Annotated in this window: 14 protein-coding genes; 3 read left to right on the top strand and 11 right to left on the bottom strand. The window is 39.8% G+C overall.

What is annotated here, in order from left to right; all coding sequences use genetic code 11:
• Positions 1 to 426: 426 nt before the first annotated feature.
• Positions 427 to 2,241, bottom strand: a complete 1,815-nt coding sequence (pepF, locus tag ISALK_RS08100) for an oligoendopeptidase F (protein ID WP_160721060.1) — start codon at positions 2,239 to 2,241, stop codon at positions 427 to 429.
• Between the two features lie 192 nt (positions 2,242 to 2,433).
• On the opposite strand from pepF, the gene ISALK_RS08095 reads away from it, so the two are divergent.
• From ISALK_RS08095 to ISALK_RS08085, 3 genes are all read left to right on the top strand, one after another.
• Complete coding sequence (locus ISALK_RS08095; RefSeq protein WP_160721057.1) at positions 2,434 to 2,982, top strand: GbsR/MarR family transcriptional regulator; 549 nt, start codon at positions 2,434 to 2,436, stop codon at positions 2,980 to 2,982.
• 100 nt (positions 2,983 to 3,082) lie between these two features.
• Positions 3,083 to 3,742 carry a cysteine hydrolase family protein gene (locus ISALK_RS08090; protein WP_160721055.1) on the top strand — a complete coding sequence of 220 codons (660 nt, stop codon included), beginning with the start codon at positions 3,083 to 3,085 and terminating at the stop codon, positions 3,740 to 3,742.
• 79 nt (positions 3,743 to 3,821) lie between these two features.
• Positions 3,822 to 4,727 carry a glycine betaine ABC transporter substrate-binding protein gene (locus tag ISALK_RS08085; protein WP_160721053.1) on the top strand — a complete coding sequence of 302 codons (906 nt, stop codon included), beginning with the start codon at positions 3,822 to 3,824 and terminating at the stop codon, positions 4,725 to 4,727.
• 69 nt (positions 4,728 to 4,796) lie between these two features.
• On the opposite strand, the gene ISALK_RS08080 is transcribed toward ISALK_RS08085, so the two are convergent.
• The 10 genes from ISALK_RS08080 to ISALK_RS08035 form a co-directional block, all read right to left on the bottom strand.
• Positions 4,797 to 5,648, bottom strand: a complete 852-nt coding sequence (locus ISALK_RS08080) for a glycine betaine ABC transporter substrate-binding protein (RefSeq protein WP_160721051.1) — start codon at positions 5,646 to 5,648, stop codon at positions 4,797 to 4,799.
• Between the two features lie 54 nt (positions 5,649 to 5,702).
• Positions 5,703 to 6,200 carry a thioesterase family protein gene (locus ISALK_RS08075; RefSeq protein WP_236660327.1) on the bottom strand — a complete coding sequence of 166 codons (498 nt, stop codon included), beginning with the start codon at positions 6,198 to 6,200 and terminating at the stop codon, positions 5,703 to 5,705.
• An 11-nt stretch (positions 6,201 to 6,211) separates the two neighbouring features.
• The gene (locus ISALK_RS08070; RefSeq protein WP_160721049.1) at positions 6,212 to 7,165 is read right to left on the bottom strand and encodes a 3-hydroxyacyl-CoA dehydrogenase NAD-binding domain-containing protein; all 954 of its coding nucleotides are present in this window, start codon (positions 7,163 to 7,165) and stop codon (positions 6,212 to 6,214) included.
• Between the two features lie 11 nt (positions 7,166 to 7,176).
• Positions 7,177 to 8,055 (bottom strand): beta-keto acid cleavage family enzyme, encoded by an 879-nt coding sequence (locus ISALK_RS08065; protein WP_245394413.1) that lies wholly within the window; start codon positions 8,053 to 8,055, stop codon positions 7,177 to 7,179.
• 293 nt (positions 8,056 to 8,348) lie between these two features.
• Complete coding sequence (locus ISALK_RS08060) at positions 8,349 to 8,894, bottom strand: TetR/AcrR family transcriptional regulator (RefSeq protein ID WP_160721045.1); 546 nt, start codon at positions 8,892 to 8,894, stop codon at positions 8,349 to 8,351.
• A 153-nt stretch (positions 8,895 to 9,047) separates the two neighbouring features.
• Positions 9,048 to 11,513 (bottom strand): glycoside hydrolase family 3 protein, encoded by a 2,466-nt coding sequence (locus ISALK_RS08055; RefSeq protein ID WP_160721043.1) that lies wholly within the window; start codon positions 11,511 to 11,513, stop codon positions 9,048 to 9,050.
• 25 nt (positions 11,514 to 11,538) lie between these two features.
• Positions 11,539 to 12,417 carry a patatin-like phospholipase family protein gene (locus ISALK_RS08050; protein WP_160721041.1) on the bottom strand — a complete coding sequence of 293 codons (879 nt, stop codon included), beginning with the start codon at positions 12,415 to 12,417 and terminating at the stop codon, positions 11,539 to 11,541.
• Between the two features lie 277 nt (positions 12,418 to 12,694).
• A complete protein-coding gene (locus ISALK_RS08045; RefSeq protein WP_160721039.1) occupies positions 12,695 to 14,014 on the bottom strand; it encodes an acetyl-CoA hydrolase/transferase family protein in 1,320 nt (439 codons plus the stop codon).
• Between the two features lie 10 nt (positions 14,015 to 14,024).
• Positions 14,025 to 15,041 (bottom strand): 3-oxoacyl-ACP synthase, encoded by a 1,017-nt coding sequence (locus ISALK_RS08040; RefSeq protein ID WP_160721037.1) that lies wholly within the window; start codon positions 15,039 to 15,041, stop codon positions 14,025 to 14,027.
• Complete coding sequence (locus ISALK_RS08035) at positions 15,038 to 15,865, bottom strand: alpha/beta fold hydrolase (protein WP_160721035.1); 828 nt, start codon at positions 15,863 to 15,865, stop codon at positions 15,038 to 15,040. The genes ISALK_RS08040 and ISALK_RS08035 overlap by 4 nt, the downstream gene beginning before the upstream one ends.
• Between the last annotated feature and the right edge of the window lie 59 nt (positions 15,866 to 15,924).

Here is a 15,924-nt window from a genome sequence, read left to right as displayed (position 1 = left end):
GATCCCACGGTTTTTTGAAAATATATGATTTCTCCATTATTAAAAATTCCTTTAAATACTTTAAATGCTTTCAATTCCATATATTACATTTTTAAGCATTCCATGGGAGAAAGGTCTTTCAGGTAGAGTTGTTTATACTGCAGGGATTTTTTGTGGTATTCTTTAAAATACTCTTTCCGTCATTCCACGCTGCAAAAACAATGCAATTTCTTCTGACTGCAATTATAGTCCTCATTGGGGATAAGATTTGAAATAATTCAAATAGACCTTAGCAAGCGATTTTTCACAATAAATTAACAGGCATACAAATAACCTCTGAGAAGCTTTTAAACTTATTCCTCAGAGGCCGTTTGTATTTTTGATATTATTCTTGAAACATCCTGTCCAGCAAATATAACCCTTGTTCAACGATTTTCAGTTCTTACTCTATTTCTCATGAATCTCTTCTGTAAGACGCTCAATTTCGTCAATCATGCTTCCAATATAGGCTATGGTGTCCTTCAAGGGCTTTTCCGTGGTAATATCCACTCCAGTAAGTTTAGCAAGACCCACCGGATCCTGTGTGCCCCCGGATTTCATAACTTGTAACCAATCCTTAACCGCCGATTCTCCCTCTTTTAAAATACGCTGATTTACTGCGGTAGCAACAGTTAGACCTGCACTATAGGTATAAGAATACAGTCCATCATAATAGTGGGGTTGACGCATCCAGGTAAGTTCCGCCCCATCGTTAAGTTCCACCGAATCTCCCCAGAAATCTTGTAGGGCTTGTTTTTTAAGTTTGTCTAATGTATTAGCATGAACCGATTCCCCTTGATCAGTCAGCTTGTAAACCTCTCGCTGATAGGTAGCCTCCAATAAATGGGTCACAAAGTTATGATAGTAGGTATTCGCAATCATCGACGAAAGTACCCAACGCTTAAACCGGGGATCATTACTCTTTTTCACCAAATAATTGGTCAAAAACAGTTCATTAATCGTGGATGGTGCTTCAACAAAGTACATTGAGGGATCCTGCTCCAAAAGACTTACATTTTCAGCTGACAGCATAGAATGGCCTGCATGACCGAGCTCATGAACCAATGTGAAAACCTCGTTCATCAGTCCGCTCCAGGAAAGAAGAATGTAGGGATTGTAACCATAAACACCGGCACAAAATCCACCTGTAGATTTTCCCTCATTTTGTGCAAAATCCACCCATCGCTCATCATAAGAACGCATCACTAGGTTCAGATAATCCTCTCCCAAAATGGAAAGTGCCCCCTTAATGTATTCCTTTGATTCTTCAATCGTAACTTGGGGATCATACTCCGGATCCAGGGATATTTTCAAATCTGCAAAGGTTATCTTCTCAAGTTCATGCTCTTTTTGCAAAAGTTTCGCATATCGTCTCATATGAGGGGCTAATTCCTCCATGATTAAATCAATTTGCCGATCATAAAGATTCCGTTCCACTTTTTGATCAAACAGCAAATACTCAAATATGTTCTGATGTCCTCTTAGGTCCGATAATACTTTTTCCTGTTGCAGTTTTGTATAGTAGGTTGAAGCCATGGTGTTTCGATATTTTCGTAGTTCCTTTGAAAAACACTGAAAGGCCCCCCGACGAATTTTTGTATCGGGTTCCATCTGATACTCATTTTCAAATCGCACAAAACTCATGGGATACTCCTGTCCCTCAACTATGAAATTCGGGAAACTTAAATCCGCAAGCTTCGCCTGATTGTAAATCTGATAGGGTGCCTCTAAAACCGGATCCAAATAAGCTAAAGTTTTTTCCACCTCTCGGTGGAGCTTAAAAGGTTTGCTTCGCAGAATGTCCTGAAGTACCACCCGATAGTTCTTGGTTTGTGCCATAGCTTCTTTTAGTATTTCTTCCGGAGCCTCTTTTAGCTCACTTTCAATAAAGGATAAATTTCCCATGACTTTTGAAAAGATCATTTGGGCTTTTGCCACCCGCTGTTGATTTTTTTCATCGGTCTCATCTACCGATGATGCCAAAAAACTGTAGGTACCCGCTTTGGATACTTTCTGTAAAAGACTTTCGTATTCTTCCAAGCAGTATAGAATTGTCTGGGGAGAGTCCAACTGACCTTCAAATTTTTGTTGGATATCTTCACTTTTAGGTATGAAAGTTTTCAACTCCTTTTCAAAATCATCCGCAACTGCATATAGCCTCGTCAGATCCCAGGTTAATGACTCATCCACTTCCCATCGTTTAAGCAGTTTGTTTTCGCTCATTGTTTAACCTCCTGAAATTTGTTTTTACTTTTATTTAGATCCCTTTATTAATAATTCTACACTAATATTCAATATTCCTTTGTTTTCTTTAGCAAATTTTCAAGGATTTATCTGACATCCTAAAATATTTCCGTTATATTGATCCTAGTTGTTCATTTTGTTCTGTATAAATTGAACAAAGGAGGTGTCATTATGGATAATGAGCAAGCAAAAATTCAAGAATCTCGTGATATTATCATTAGTGCCATTGCCCAAACCATGGTTATTTACGGAGTTACTCCATCTGTGGGACGCATTTACGGATTGTTATACTTTTCCGATAAACCCCTGTCCCTTGACGAAATCAAGGATGCAGTAGCCATGAGTAAGGGAAGCGTTAGCACAGGTCTCAGAGAACTATTAGAGACCGAAATGATTATCAAGGTTTGGAAAAAGGGCGATCGAAAAGATCATTACATTGCGGAAAAAGACTTCGTGAAAAATTTCATTACTTTTTTTGTGAAAAATATTCGTCTTGAACGGAGCATAACTTTAAATGCAAGCAGTAATGTGCGTCCAAAACTCGAGGATCTTTCCCAGTACGCCCAGTCCTCAGATATTCGCAGAGAAGCAAAACGTGACTTAGAACTGATGTCTGATACGGAAGCTTATTTCCGTTGGACAAAAAAAATTATTGATGATATGGAAAGCGGAGAGTTTTTCAAACACTATCCAGTTCCGGGTAATGATAAAGGGGTTTAAGAGTATTAAAAAATCTAGACCATCTGATCTGTTCGAGAGCGTCTCAAATAAGGATGTTTAAAGACACCACAAATATCAAAGAAATGAAAGCGAGGAGAAAATGAGATTAGATAAAACTGCTTTACTACTTATCGATTTACAAAACGAAAGTCAGTACGGTATTCAGAGATTAAACGAGGTCATTAACAATGCAGAAACTATCATTCATTATTGTCGAAAAAATCATATTCCGATCATCTACACTCGTCAAATCAATCGTAGCGACGGTCTTGGACTCCCCTATAATGATCCGGTTGATGCGACAGGCAAACCAAAGTTTTATTGTTCAGAGACCAGCGCTGTAGAAATAATTGATGCCGTAGCACCGAAAAAAGGAGATTTGGTCATTGATAAATTCCGTTGGAGCGGTTTTTATGAGACTTCCTTGGATCTGATGCTGAAAAGTCTTGATGTGAAAGAATTGATCATTGGAGGACTTGTTACCGACGGCTGTTTGATGACTTCGGTTTTTGACGGTTTTTTTAAAGATTACCGTATCCATCTTGTAAAGGACCTTTGCAGTACTACTAATGAAGGCGCTCATATGGCTTCAATTCTAATTATGGCCAATTGGGTATATGGAATCGAAATTTATAATAGCAAAGAAATGATTAAACGGCTTAATGGATTTGAGTATAATTCTTGGAAGTCAGAAAGCCCCGATTCTCTTCACTTTACACCAGAAAATATGCGGGAAGTTTTCCACAAACTTGATCAGTAACATTAGAATTATAATCTTCATTGATCTGTTAATCTTTAAAAACCATTAATTTATAAAAAAATAATAAGGAGGCAGTTTTATGTTTACTAGTTATAAGAGCAAAAAAGCAATATTAGTCTTTGCAGTTCTGCTACTTTCGATGATTGTGCTATTCGCTTGCGGTGATAGTGAGGAAGAGGTAGATAATGGCGGCAAAGAAGCAGAGAGTAATGAAACTATTGTATTTGGTATGTCTAATTGGAGCTCCACAAGAGTCCCAACCGATATTATCCGACTAATTCTCGAAGAAGCAGGGTATGAAACCGATGAAACCCACGCAGATCAACCTTTAATTTTTATGGGTCTAGAAAATGAGAATATCGACTTTTTCATGGATGCATGGTTACCTCACACGGAAGAATACCTTTGGGAACAATATCAAGAGTCCTTAATAAAAGTGGCTACAAGTTACGAAGACGTACCTCTTGGCTGGGTTGTACCAACCTATGTGGAAGCAGATTCCATAGACGACTTAGTCGGAAACTCTGATCAGTATACTGATCAGATTATCGGACTTAGCCCCGGTTCAGGAATGACAGAAACTTCTATGCAAATGATGGATGATTACGATCTTGAAGAGTATGAGTACGTATCTTCCAGCGAGTCTGCCATGATGGCTAATGCCGTACGCTTTATCGAAAGAGAAGAAGCAGTGATCTTCCTAGGCTGGAGACCACATTCCATGTTTACACAATTTGACCTTAAGTTCTTGGATGGACAGGATGATTATTTTAAATCTGACAATGTATATGTTATTTCCTATGACGGGATTCAAGAAAAGCATCCCGAAGTATATGATATGCTTTCTCGTTGGAGCATAGATGTTGAGGATTTAGAGGAGATTATGTATCAGCATGAAGAAAATGAAGTCCCCTTTGATGAACTTGCAGAAGAATGGGTTGAGGACAACCGGGATAAAGTGGACTACATTCTCGGAAATGAGTAGTAGATTTTATTAGTTAGTTAAAAGTGTACCAAGGGGTCCGACCCCTTGGTACACTTTTTGTGATTTCTATTAGTTGTTAATCATTTCGTCTACTTTTTCCTGATTATTATCAATCCATTCCTGGGCTACTTCTTCAGGATCTCTTCCTTCGTCTTCGATTTCAACAATCATTTGCTCCACATCACCGATATCAATACTCCAATTTTCAAGAAATGCATATACATCAGGGGCTTTTTCCTGCAACTTCTTATCCACTACCACATGTACCGAGGATTCTTCAAAGTAGCCTCGATCATCATCGATCAATTTGATATCCAGATTTCTAAACATGGTATGGGGTCTCCATCCATAGAATACCACCGGTTCTTCATTTTCCATATTTCTCATAACCTGAGCGATCATGGCGGCTTCCGATGAGTTAACCTGGGTCATTTCCAATCCGTAGCCTTCGATTAATTCATCAATAACTTCCGTAATGCTGGCTCCATCTTCAATGGAATACATTTCATTATTAAATAGCTCTTCATTTCCTAAAATATCTTCGATAGAATTAATATCTTCCATATATTCTGGTACTACCCAGCCTTGCTCTGCTTCGTCGTAGCTTATGGAAATACTTTCCACTTCATCCTCGTAGGTTTCAAAATATACTTCATGGGCAGGAATCCAACCATCCATAAAGATGTCATTGTCATCTCCTGCTAAGCCCATATAAACCCCTGCAGCGTCGGTTTCCATATAGGATACTTCATAACCCATTTCTTGGATAATCAAGCTTGCTACTTCTGTTGGTGGAACCGTACTAGTCCATGGAGTTACACCAAAGGAAATTTCCGCCGCTTCTTCTCCTTCATCATTTCCACAAGCTGTAAATAATAACACGGTTATCAATAATACTCCAAGAATTAATTTTTTCTTCATAATATTTTTCCTCCTGTTTTTTATTAGTATTGTATCACTTAAAATGAGCTGTGATTACTTTCTTCGAATACCGATTTTTCTTCCTACTTCTTTTGGGGTCACCAAATCCTTCTGTGCTCTATGGTATTTCTGTAAGTTTTCATGCATATTCTCAGGAAAGGGAGCGGGACGGTTCGTAGTTTTGTCCATTCCCATAACCATCTGTTCGCTTGTGGCCACAGGTTCTTCCTTAGAATTTTCCATGATCATAAAAAGATGAATCCGTTTTTCATCCCGATCAATCACCTGAGGAAAAACCGTCAAACGCTCACCTTCTTCCACTTCTTTTAAATAACAGATATGGGCCTCTAAGGTGAAAAAAGTGTACTGAAAGTTTTCTTTTCCCCTTTCATCCAGTCCTAAAGCATCGATCCAGTGGTCCAGACTCCTACTGAAGAGCTTCCCATACTCGGCATCATTCATGTGTCCATTATAGTCTACGGACATCGGTAATACTTTCCAAGGGCATAAAAAGATTCCGTTTTCTATATTCATTATTATTTCATCTTCCATAGCCTTCGCTCCTATTCTGTTTTATTAAATAAGGGCCAGTAATCGGAAACCAACTCCAGCTGTTTAACAAGAAACTCATTGCGTTTTTCTTCCAATTCCGCAACGGTTTTGCCTTGTCCACTACTCTCACAGCCTTCAATAACTCGCTCTTTCAAGTCTTCCGTAAGTTCCGGAGCTACGAGCTTCGTCCAAGGGAGTTTCAATGCCGGTCCAAATTGATCGAGCATATGGCGCATACCGGCATCCCCCCCTGCCATATGAAAGGTCATGAAAGGTCCCATTAATGCCCATCGAAGTCCTGCTCCATAGGTTATGGCTCGGTCCACTTCATCGGTTGTTGCTACGCCGTCATTTACTATATGCAGGGCCTCACGCCAAAGAGCTTCCATTAATCGATCCGCTACATGTCCTTCAATTTCTTGATGAATTACCAATGGCTTCATGTCAACCTCTGTAAATAAAGCCTTAGCTTGTTCGATCACCGTTTTTTTCGTTTTTTCTCCGCCTACAACCTCTACTAAGGGTAGAATATATACCGGATTAAATGGATGGGCCACAATTAGCCTTTCAGGGTTTCTCAGTCCCTCCTGAAGCGTTGTCGCTGTAATTCCCGATGTACTGGATCCAATAATCCCTTCAGGCTTTAAATGTTCGTCTATTTCTTGTAAAACTTCTTTTTTCAAGTTCTCCCGCTCCGGTACATTTTCCTGAACATAGGCGGCATCTTCTACGGTTTCTTTTATAGTATTTACAAATTTCAGTTTATCCATTGAGGCCTCTTGCGCTACACCCATATCTTCTAAGGTTGGCCAAATTCGTTCCATTAACCTTCTGGTATTTCCCTCAGCACCTTCCGCTGGATCGAAGGCAACTACATTATACCCCTTCGCCAAAAACCTTGCAATCCATCCATTGCCAATTACACCGGTTCCGACGACGCCTATTTTATTGCTGTTGTTTGCCATATCTATGCCTCCTACTTTAGTTTTCGTAATTGATAATACTCACGGGCTTCCGCTGGGGTCATGATAGAAAATCCGTTTTGCTCCAAAATATTCCCCATTTTATCCACCAGTTCCTCATTTCTTCCTGGAACTCCCTTTTCAAGGTATAAGTTATCCTCAAGACCTACACGAACATTGCCACCCAAAAGAGCTGCTTGTAAAGCCACAGGAAACTGTTTGGAACCAATTCCAAAAGCAGACCAGGAAGCATTTTTCGGAAGCTTGTTTATCATATACATCATGGTTTCCACATCAGCTTCCGCTCCCCAGGGAATCCCTAGACAAAATTGAAACATGGGATCTCCGTCGATTAAACCTTTTTTAATTAAATGTTTTGCATAACGCAGATGACCCGTATCGAAACATTCAATTTCCGGTTTTACACCACTCTCTTGGATAAGCCTCGCCTGTTTTTCCAGCCACGAAGTTGGGCTCATATAGACCATTTCTCCGAAATTGACACTTCCGCAATCCAATGTACACATTTCCGGTAGTAACTCTCCCACAGGTTTATGCCGCTCCTCAGGGGTTTGGATCAGTGTCCCTGTCCCACCAGCTGCGGGGGTATCCAAGCTAGGAATGAAATCTCCACCGCCGCCGGCGGTTATGTTAATGATCACATCAGTATCCGATGCACGAATTCGATCGACGATTTTTTTATAATGCTCGATGTCATGGCTAATGCCTCCGGTTTTTGGATCCCTTGCATGAACATGAGCAACGGTTGCTCCGGCCTTCGCCGATGCGATTGCAGAGTCGGCAATTTCTTCAGGGGTTACGGGAACATATTTGTTCTTATCCGTTGTTTCCCCGGCACCGGTCACCGCTGCTGTTAATAATATCTTTTTCATCATTTTACCTCCTTTGATTTTTACTGTACCATCCAGACGGTTTATTAATCTGTTTATGACTATAACATCTTCCGGAATTCATTTCAAGTTAAAATCTTGATTTTTCTTTTGAAGAGATTCGCTAAAGCCATAAAAAATCAGGGTTTCCTGCATAATAAATTATTCGTAAGAATTTTAAATATAAAAAAAAGACCCCTTCTTAACAGAAGAAATCTCTTATTCTTTCAAGAAGACTCCTTACAATTTCAAGCGATCTCTTCAAAAAGATTCAATTAGACTAAAAACTTTCAGTGCTACTTATCCGATTCCCGAGACCAATCCATTAAAAATTGAAATACTTGATCTTTTTTCTCTTCATTCATTCGATTAATATCAAAGAGTTCTGATAACCAAATACCATCGGCGGCTAACTGGATAACCGATGCTTTAATGGGATCGATTTGATCCTTTGCCATATCCTGCTTCCAACCTTCATAAACTTCCCGTACAGGGTCTAATAACTCCGCATCTACCGCTTTAGCTGCAAGCAGGGTTGCGTTCTTATGTTTGTTTTCTTCCGTTTCATGAAATGTCACATTTACATAAGCTCGAATCCATTTCCCCGGCTCTTTTGACTCTTGATTTTCGTCGTTTTTCACCTTTTCATCGTAGTTGCTGGCCAAATGTTCCACCATTCCCTTTAACAACGCTTCCTTTGTGGGATAATGATACAATAGGCCTCCTTTACTAAACCCTGCTTCTTCTGCAACAGCCTCTAATGTCAGGTTGAAAATACCCCGCTGATTTACAATTTTTGATGCTGCATTAAGAATATCCAGTTTTCTTGAATGTCTTCCCATTTTACCACCTGCCTTCCCTTTCCTAGGATTTTAGTATACTATACAGACGGTTTTAAAACAACCGGACCAAACAGTAAAAACGGCTCCTCAAAAAAGTAGTCAAAAGTGTACAGGCCCCCCTGGTACACTTTTGACTATTTTAGTTCATTCAATTCACCTTTTGATATCCATAATCTCTCTTAAGATTATTTGGGCACTGTGTTGAAGATCTTTTAGCTCCAGATCTTTCTTCTTTAGACTTCGAAGAATCCTCTTTTTGTCCGATTTTTGACCAGGCATGATCAGGTCATTCCCGGCTTTTATACATTGTGCAGGATCTGCAAATTTCTTACCCGTAGCATACCAGTCTGTCATCACTATACCTTCAAATCCCCATTCATTTCGAAGAATTTTTGTACACAAATCATAACTGTTGGCGGTGTAGGTTCCGTTAATACGATTATAACTGGTCATAACCCCCTTCGGCTTGCTTTCCTTAATAGCAATTTCGAATCCCCGAAGATAGATCTCTCGAAGGGCTCGCTCGTTGATATTACTTGATACCCGGTTTCGATTTTCCTCCTGATTGTTTACGCAGAAATGTTTTATGGTTGCTTTGTTTCCGGAATGCTTTTGACACCCACGAATCACAGCTGCTGCCATTTTTCCAGTGAGATAAGGATCTTCACTGTAGTACTCGAAATTCCGGCCACAAAGTGGATTCCGATGAATATTCATGGCAGGACCTAACCAAAAGTCTATATTGTATTCTTGCATTTCTACACCGATTGCTTCTCCCACTTTTTCTATAAGTTCTTCATTCCAGCTTTGAGCCAGAGCAGTGGCAACAGGAAAAGAAGTCGCGAACTGATATGCTACCGGATGTTTTTTTGGATTCCCAAAAATCCTATCTTTAATAAAATTCGGTATATATTCTAAAAACTCCATCGGAGCATCCACCATCTTGATTTTTTTTCTTGAATGAATCGTTACCCTTTTTGAAAGTCTTAACCCCGCAGGTCCATCGGTAAAAACCCCATTGGGAATTCCTTTCGATTTAAGTTTAGACGTAGTATATCCTGCTGCTCCAGGAACATTAAACTGATTCTGATTTAAAAGTGTAGCCTTCATACCGGCACCTACAACCAATTCCACTAATTCACGGACAGTTAATTTATCAAAAATTTTCTTTTTTTCTTCTCCAACGGAAACATCCCTAGTTTTATAGTCGAAGGTATCAATACTGATATCTTTGGGATTCAACTGCAGTCTCGAAAATTCCGGTGCGTCTTTCAATTTTTTTAACTCTTCTTGATAATTGATCTCCGCCGGTTTTATTTCCCGAACCTCCGATCGGGTTTTACATACATTTTGATGAATTGAAATAAAAGCCTGTTGACATAGGGATAACACTACACCGGCCACAGTATTTCTTGAAGAATTTCCGACCCGTAAAATATAATCCCCTTCATCAAGAATAAAGGCTCCCTCTTTTTCATGGTAGCTGGAAAAGCATCTTATATCAACGGTTAACTCAAAAATTTCCTCCTTCCCCGGGGGTAGTTCCGACGTCTTATGAAATGCTACCAACTTTTGATATTCTTTTTTAATATGTACTTGAGGACAGCTAACATAGAACTGTAAAATTTCTTTTCCTGGGTAAACTCCCCCTCTATTCTTTACTCTACAGCGGAGATGCAACTTGGTTTTATATACTTTTGCCTCGATAAGCTGCCATTGAAAATCTGTATAACTCATACCAAAACCAAAAGGATACTGGGGATTAATATTGTATGAATCGCAGTATCGATATCCTACATATATACCCTCTTCATAAAAAGCATTCATTGAATTTCCTCTCATGTAGCTATATTCATTATGAAAGGGAACATCTTCATAGCGTTTATACCAGGTATCACTAAGTTTAGCCGAAAAATTTTTCTCTCCTGTAATAAGGTCCCCCAAGGCCCTACCTCCTTGACTTCCCTGTTGGGCAAAAAATACAATACCTTTAATCTCGGGAATTTGCTCAGTGAAACGAAGATCGAAAGCTCCTCCCACATTAACCACAAGCAGTATGTCCGAGTAAAATCGGGCACATATTCCTATGTTTTCGTGTTCTTGTTTCGAAATACTAAAATCATTCTTTTGAATTCTACGATCGCTTCCTTCCCCGGATTGTCGAGAAATAACATAGATGCAAAGTTTCCCGTCTTTTTCATCTAAGTCTCTTTTTTCTATTCTCCGTCCATAGGGATAACGAAAGGGTAACTCCAGCATTTCCTGAAATTTTCTTCTCTTAAAGTACTCCTGCAAACGTTCTTTATAAGACTTCCGCTCCTCTTCGTATTCCCTTTCATAGTCTTCTATCCAGTCGGTGGATGTAATTTCAAAGCCTTTATCAATTAACCCTTCCATAATACTGATACTATGACGGTCATTTACTTCTCCTGATCCACTGCCCCCTTTAATAGTCCGGTTTGCACCGGCACCAAAAAGGGCTACTTTTCCAGGCTTAACCGGCAGAATGTCTTCATTTTTCAGCAGTACAATTCCTTCTAAAGCAGCTTGGTAAGACAGTTCTTCATGCTTTTTCTCCCGAAAGTTTTTATCCTCTTCAAACCTTGCTTTGGTATTCATGCTGAATCCCCCTTTAAAGTATTTCTTATTTTTCTAGAAATCTTTTCCATTTCTCAACATCTCTTTTTCCTTGCCTATAGCCTAATTCATAGGTCTTGGCAAGCTTTTCAAAATTTCTTTCCCGGTTGGATATAGGCATTTGATCAGGATATACCAAAAATGCTTTCCCTGACTTTTCCATAGCTTCCAATTCATCCAACGTTTGATTGTAGCGTATATGCCTTGTAAGCAAAGCCTCCACAACCTTGGGATATTTCCGGTAATAGGCTTTAATCAGAGGCCCAAACTTCACCGGAGATTTCCTATAGCCCTTCGGTCGGGTAAGTATGACAAAATACTTCTTATAACCATCTTTTTTTGCTGCCTCAAGGGCTACGCCTCCGGCAATCCCGCCATCTAAATAATTCCGCCCTTTAAATTCTGTGATGGGCATGAACATCGGCATGGAAGAAGATGCACGGACCATCTTCATCAAATCCTTCATTTCTCTCACTTCTTCTTTTTTTAAGTAAACAATTTCCCCTTTGTTGATGTCAAAGGCTCCCACACGCATTTTAGCAGGATTATCCATAAAGGTTTCAAAATCTAAAGGAAGTGCTGCATTCTTATGAGGAGTATCCTCATAAATGTATTTTGCCCTAAAATATCCTTCTCCTTTTATCAAGGATCCCCATCCCCCGAAATTCGGATCCTTTACCAACTCCACAAAAGATTTTCTCGTTCGTTCTTGGTCCCTGGATAAATAATTCACACTATGGCTTGCCCCGGCAGATATTCCCGCAACATAATCAAAATATAGTTCATTTTCCAGTAATTGATTTACAAATCCTGCGGTATAACTGGCCCGCATACCGCCACCTTCAAATATCAGTGCCGTGTCATAAATATTGCTTTGAATTACCATAACATATCTCCTTAGTTTAATTAATAAATTATTATAACTCCTTACCTATTACATTCTTCTATTTAATTTCGTTATATTTTTCATTATATCCTATATTTTACATTAGGTTAAGGCAGTTTAGTAAATTTTTAATCCTTAATCTTCACTTCATAATTTCTTTATAATATTTCACCAAAGAAAAACACAGCAAAAGAAAATTCAGGATTCATCCCTTAAATTTTCTTTGCTGTGCCCTTCTTGGTCTTGCTGTATTTAATAATTCTTTAAGGAGGCTATTTTACCAAATCATCAATTCTTTTGCTGATGCTTTCAAATCCTCTTTGAAATCCGGATGAGCAATGCCTATTAAACGCTTAACTCTTTCTTTCAAGGGGGTTCCCCTAAGGGAGGCCACACCATACTCTGTCACAACGTAGTCCACATCATTTCTTGATAGAGTAACGGCGGCTCCTACTGTTAAGTTCGGAACGATCTTAGAAATGGTCTTGCGCTCTCCAGTCTCCGGATCTTTCACTTTAGTTGTGGAGTAAAGGGCAATAATGGATTTCCCTTCTTTGCAAATTTGTGCTCCAATAGCAGTATCCGCTTGGCCACCGGTCCCACTAAATTGACGGTGACCTATGGATTCCGAGGCGCACTGACCGGTGAGGTCAATCTCTATAGTTGTGTTAATGGAAACCATTTTATGGTTTTTCCCTATCACATTAGGATCATTGACCCATCTCCCCCGCAAAATTTGTACCGCTGGATTGTCATCAATAAAATCATAAAGCACCTTACTTCCTAAAGCGAAGGTCGCCACCATTTTCCCCGGCATCAATGTTTTTTCGTTATTGGTTATGGCACCGCTTTTAAAAAGCTCCACCATCCCATCGGTAAACATTTCCGTGTGAATTCCCAAATTCTTCTTTGTTTTCAATTCAGAAGCTACCGCATTGGGTATCCCTCCTATGCCTAATTGGATGGTGGATCCGTCTTCCACTAGGTCTACGATATGTTTTCCGATCAGCTGATCTTTTTCGCTGGGCTGTGTGATCGGAAGTTCCGGAAGCTCATAATCCTGTTCGATAAGATAATCAATCTCACTAATATGAATCACCGTATCCCCAAAAGTTCTTGGCATATTAGGATTAACTTCCAGTATGGTAATCTCCGCATGCTCTAACATCTCCCGCTCATAGGTAGCGCTTAAAGACAGGGAAATGTAACCATGTTTATCCATGGGACTTGCCGTGCCGATAAATATATTCGGTCGTTTGTAGTCCAACCTCCGCTCCGCTGCTAAATGAAGATGATTGGGAATAAAGGAAACATTTCTGTTTTTATGAGCTTTTCGTATTTCCGGGCTGTAAAACCAACCCTCCATTTGAATACGATCTTTATACTTAGGGTTTTGAAAATACTCGTATCCTCCCATAGGCAGGCAGGTAACCACCGTAACATTCTTTACCCGATCCCCGACTTCATGGATCCGGCTTACAATTCCCCGGGGTTCCGCAGCTCCTAAGGCAGAAACAATCTCATCATCACTTTTAATAAAAGATAAAGCCTTATCCACTGAAATTATTCGTTCATTATACAACTTTTGAATGTCCATTTTACTCCTCCTAACTGCCCCATTTTATGGTACAGGCATCCCAAGCATAGCCAATCCCTGCGCTAACCCAGGTAATCACGGAACCATTTTTAATCTTTCCGCTTTCCATGGCAAGCTCCATGGAAAGAATTTGGTCCACCTGACCGATATGTCCGAAGTCCTCTAAATATATGGATTGTTCCAGGCTAAGACCTAACTCCGATAATACAAACTCATGAGCCGAGCGTTTCATATGAAGAATCGCCAAGTAGTCCAAGTCTTCTCTCTCATATCCGCTTTTACTTAGAGAATCATCGATAACCTTTAAAAAATTCGGCATACTCACCTCAGCCAGTCCTTGTTTCATATGTTCGGGATCAAATACATCCAAAGATTTCTTGCTTTCTTCCACATTTTCTTCATTTACCGGGTGTTTTGTGCCGCCGTACCGAACACCAACATCCTTTGCAAAGGATCCATCACTAATAATACAACTCTCCAGCAGACGGTTTTTCCCATAATTCTTCTTTAGAAGGATCGCGCCGCCCCCTGCCGCTAGATTAAACATAAAGCTTACCCGGGGATTTTGATAATCGATCAGGTCCCCATTTCGATATCCCCCCGCAATCAACACTGTATTGATGGTATCGTCCTCAAGCATCATGGCCTTAGCGATTTTCATTGATGCCACCGCGGTTCCGCAGCGCTGGGCTATGTCAAATCCCCAAGCATTTTTTGCTCCAACCTTTTCTTGGATGTAAATCCCAGTGGTTACTAAGGGATATTCCTTATATTCCTCACCGATGGATATTACTAAATCAATTTCCAAGGGATCCACTCCCGTGCTTTCAAGGCAGGCCTTAGCCGCTTTAACCCCCATCTCCATGGTACCGTCCCCCTCACCGGGAACCGGTTTTTGATGAAAACCGAACTTGTTCTTAATTACATCCACAGGTATCCCCGACTTCTCAGAGATCTCTTCTGCGGTTTCGACTTCCTTCGGGATGTACGTACCAAATCCTACTACTCCCACATGGTTTTCTTTCATGCCCTTCCCTCCTCTTCCAATCTTCTAATACCCAAGAACCCTAAAACCTGTATATTAAACTCCTGTGGTTTTTCATAGCATGAGGCATGACCGCATTCAGGGATCATGACAAAAGACGCATTCGTTATTTTTTTATAAATTTTATAAGTTTCCTCGTAAGGGGTTACAATATCCCGATCTGCTCCAATCACAAGAGTTGGCGCTTCAATGTTATAGATTTCCGCTTCAATATTATACTTTCCATGGCTTGAAGATAGACGTAAATACCGAGTAAACCAGTTTTTCGTCAAAACATCTTTAAAACTTTTTTCTCGCTCCTTTAACCAGTCATAATGAGTTTCATAAAACACATCGGAATAAATCAAAGGCATGGCAATTCGAAAAAACCGTTCACCGTCATAAAGTTTTGCCGCTTCATCCCATGCATCTCCAATTCCTTTTAAAAAATTGCTGAGTCTCGAACTGGTATTGGCTAAAATCAGCCGTCCAATACATTTTTTATATTTTAATGCAAAAATCATTCCCACCTGCCCGCCATAGGAAATCCCTAAAATATGGGTCTTTTTTATAGCTAGTTGATCTAAAAGAACTTTTAAGTCCTCAGCATGTTGTTCGATCTCATAGTCAACCGGAGAAGATCCGGATTTCCCCTGATCTCTAAAATCAACCGTAAGGATTCGATATCCTGATTTTATATAATCCTTTTTTATTTCTGTCCAACTTCCACTGCTCATCATAATTCCGTTCAGAATTGTCAGAACCTCTCCTGATTCTCCCGTAAGTTCATAGTATATTTCCACATCATTTATCAACATTGTTGCCATATATACACCGCCTTTTAACTACGATTCTATGATGTCTGTAAATTAACAGCTAAGCAATC

Source organism: Isachenkonia alkalipeptolytica (assembly GCF_009910325.1).
Classification (GTDB): domain Bacteria; phylum Bacillota; class Clostridia; order Peptostreptococcales; family T1SED10-28; genus Isachenkonia; species Isachenkonia alkalipeptolytica.
This window is presented reverse-complemented; position numbering and strand designations above follow the sequence as displayed.

Excerpts from the sequence above, each read along its gene's own strand:
- pepF (WP_160721060.1), bottom strand. The coding sequence starts at position 2,241 with ATGAGCGAAAACAAACTGCTTAAACGATGGGAAGTGGATGAGTCATTA.
- ISALK_RS08095 (WP_160721057.1), top strand. The coding sequence starts at position 2,434 with ATGGATAATGAGCAAGCAAAAATTCAAGAATCTCGTGATATTATCATT.
- ISALK_RS08090 (WP_160721055.1), top strand. The coding sequence starts at position 3,083 with ATGAGATTAGATAAAACTGCTTTACTACTTATCGATTTACAAAACGAA.
- ISALK_RS08085 (WP_160721053.1), top strand. The coding sequence starts at position 3,822 with ATGTTTACTAGTTATAAGAGCAAAAAAGCAATATTAGTCTTTGCAGTT.
- ISALK_RS08080 (WP_160721051.1), bottom strand. The coding sequence starts at position 5,648 with ATGAAGAAAAAATTAATTCTTGGAGTATTATTGATAACCGTGTTATTA.
- ISALK_RS08075 (WP_236660327.1), bottom strand. The coding sequence starts at position 6,200 with ATGGAAGATGAAATAATAATGAATATAGAAAACGGAATCTTTTTATGC.
- ISALK_RS08070 (WP_160721049.1), bottom strand. The coding sequence starts at position 7,165 with ATGGCAAACAACAGCAATAAAATAGGCGTCGTCGGAACCGGTGTAATT.
- ISALK_RS08065 (WP_245394413.1), bottom strand. The coding sequence starts at position 8,055 with ATGAAAAAGATATTATTAACAGCAGCGGTGACCGGTGCCGGGGAAACA.
- ISALK_RS08060 (WP_160721045.1), bottom strand. The coding sequence starts at position 8,894 with ATGGGAAGACATTCAAGAAAACTGGATATTCTTAATGCAGCATCAAAA.
- ISALK_RS08055 (WP_160721043.1), bottom strand. The coding sequence starts at position 11,513 with ATGAATACCAAAGCAAGGTTTGAAGAGGATAAAAACTTTCGGGAGAAA.
- ISALK_RS08050 (WP_160721041.1), bottom strand. The coding sequence starts at position 12,417 with ATGGTAATTCAAAGCAATATTTATGACACGGCACTGATATTTGAAGGT.
- ISALK_RS08045 (WP_160721039.1), bottom strand. The coding sequence starts at position 14,014 with ATGGACATTCAAAAGTTGTATAATGAACGAATAATTTCAGTGGATAAG.
- ISALK_RS08040 (WP_160721037.1), bottom strand. The coding sequence starts at position 15,041 with ATGAAAGAAAACCATGTGGGAGTAGTAGGATTTGGTACGTACATCCCG.
- ISALK_RS08035 (WP_160721035.1), bottom strand. The coding sequence starts at position 15,865 with ATGGCAACAATGTTGATAAATGATGTGGAAATATACTATGAACTTACG.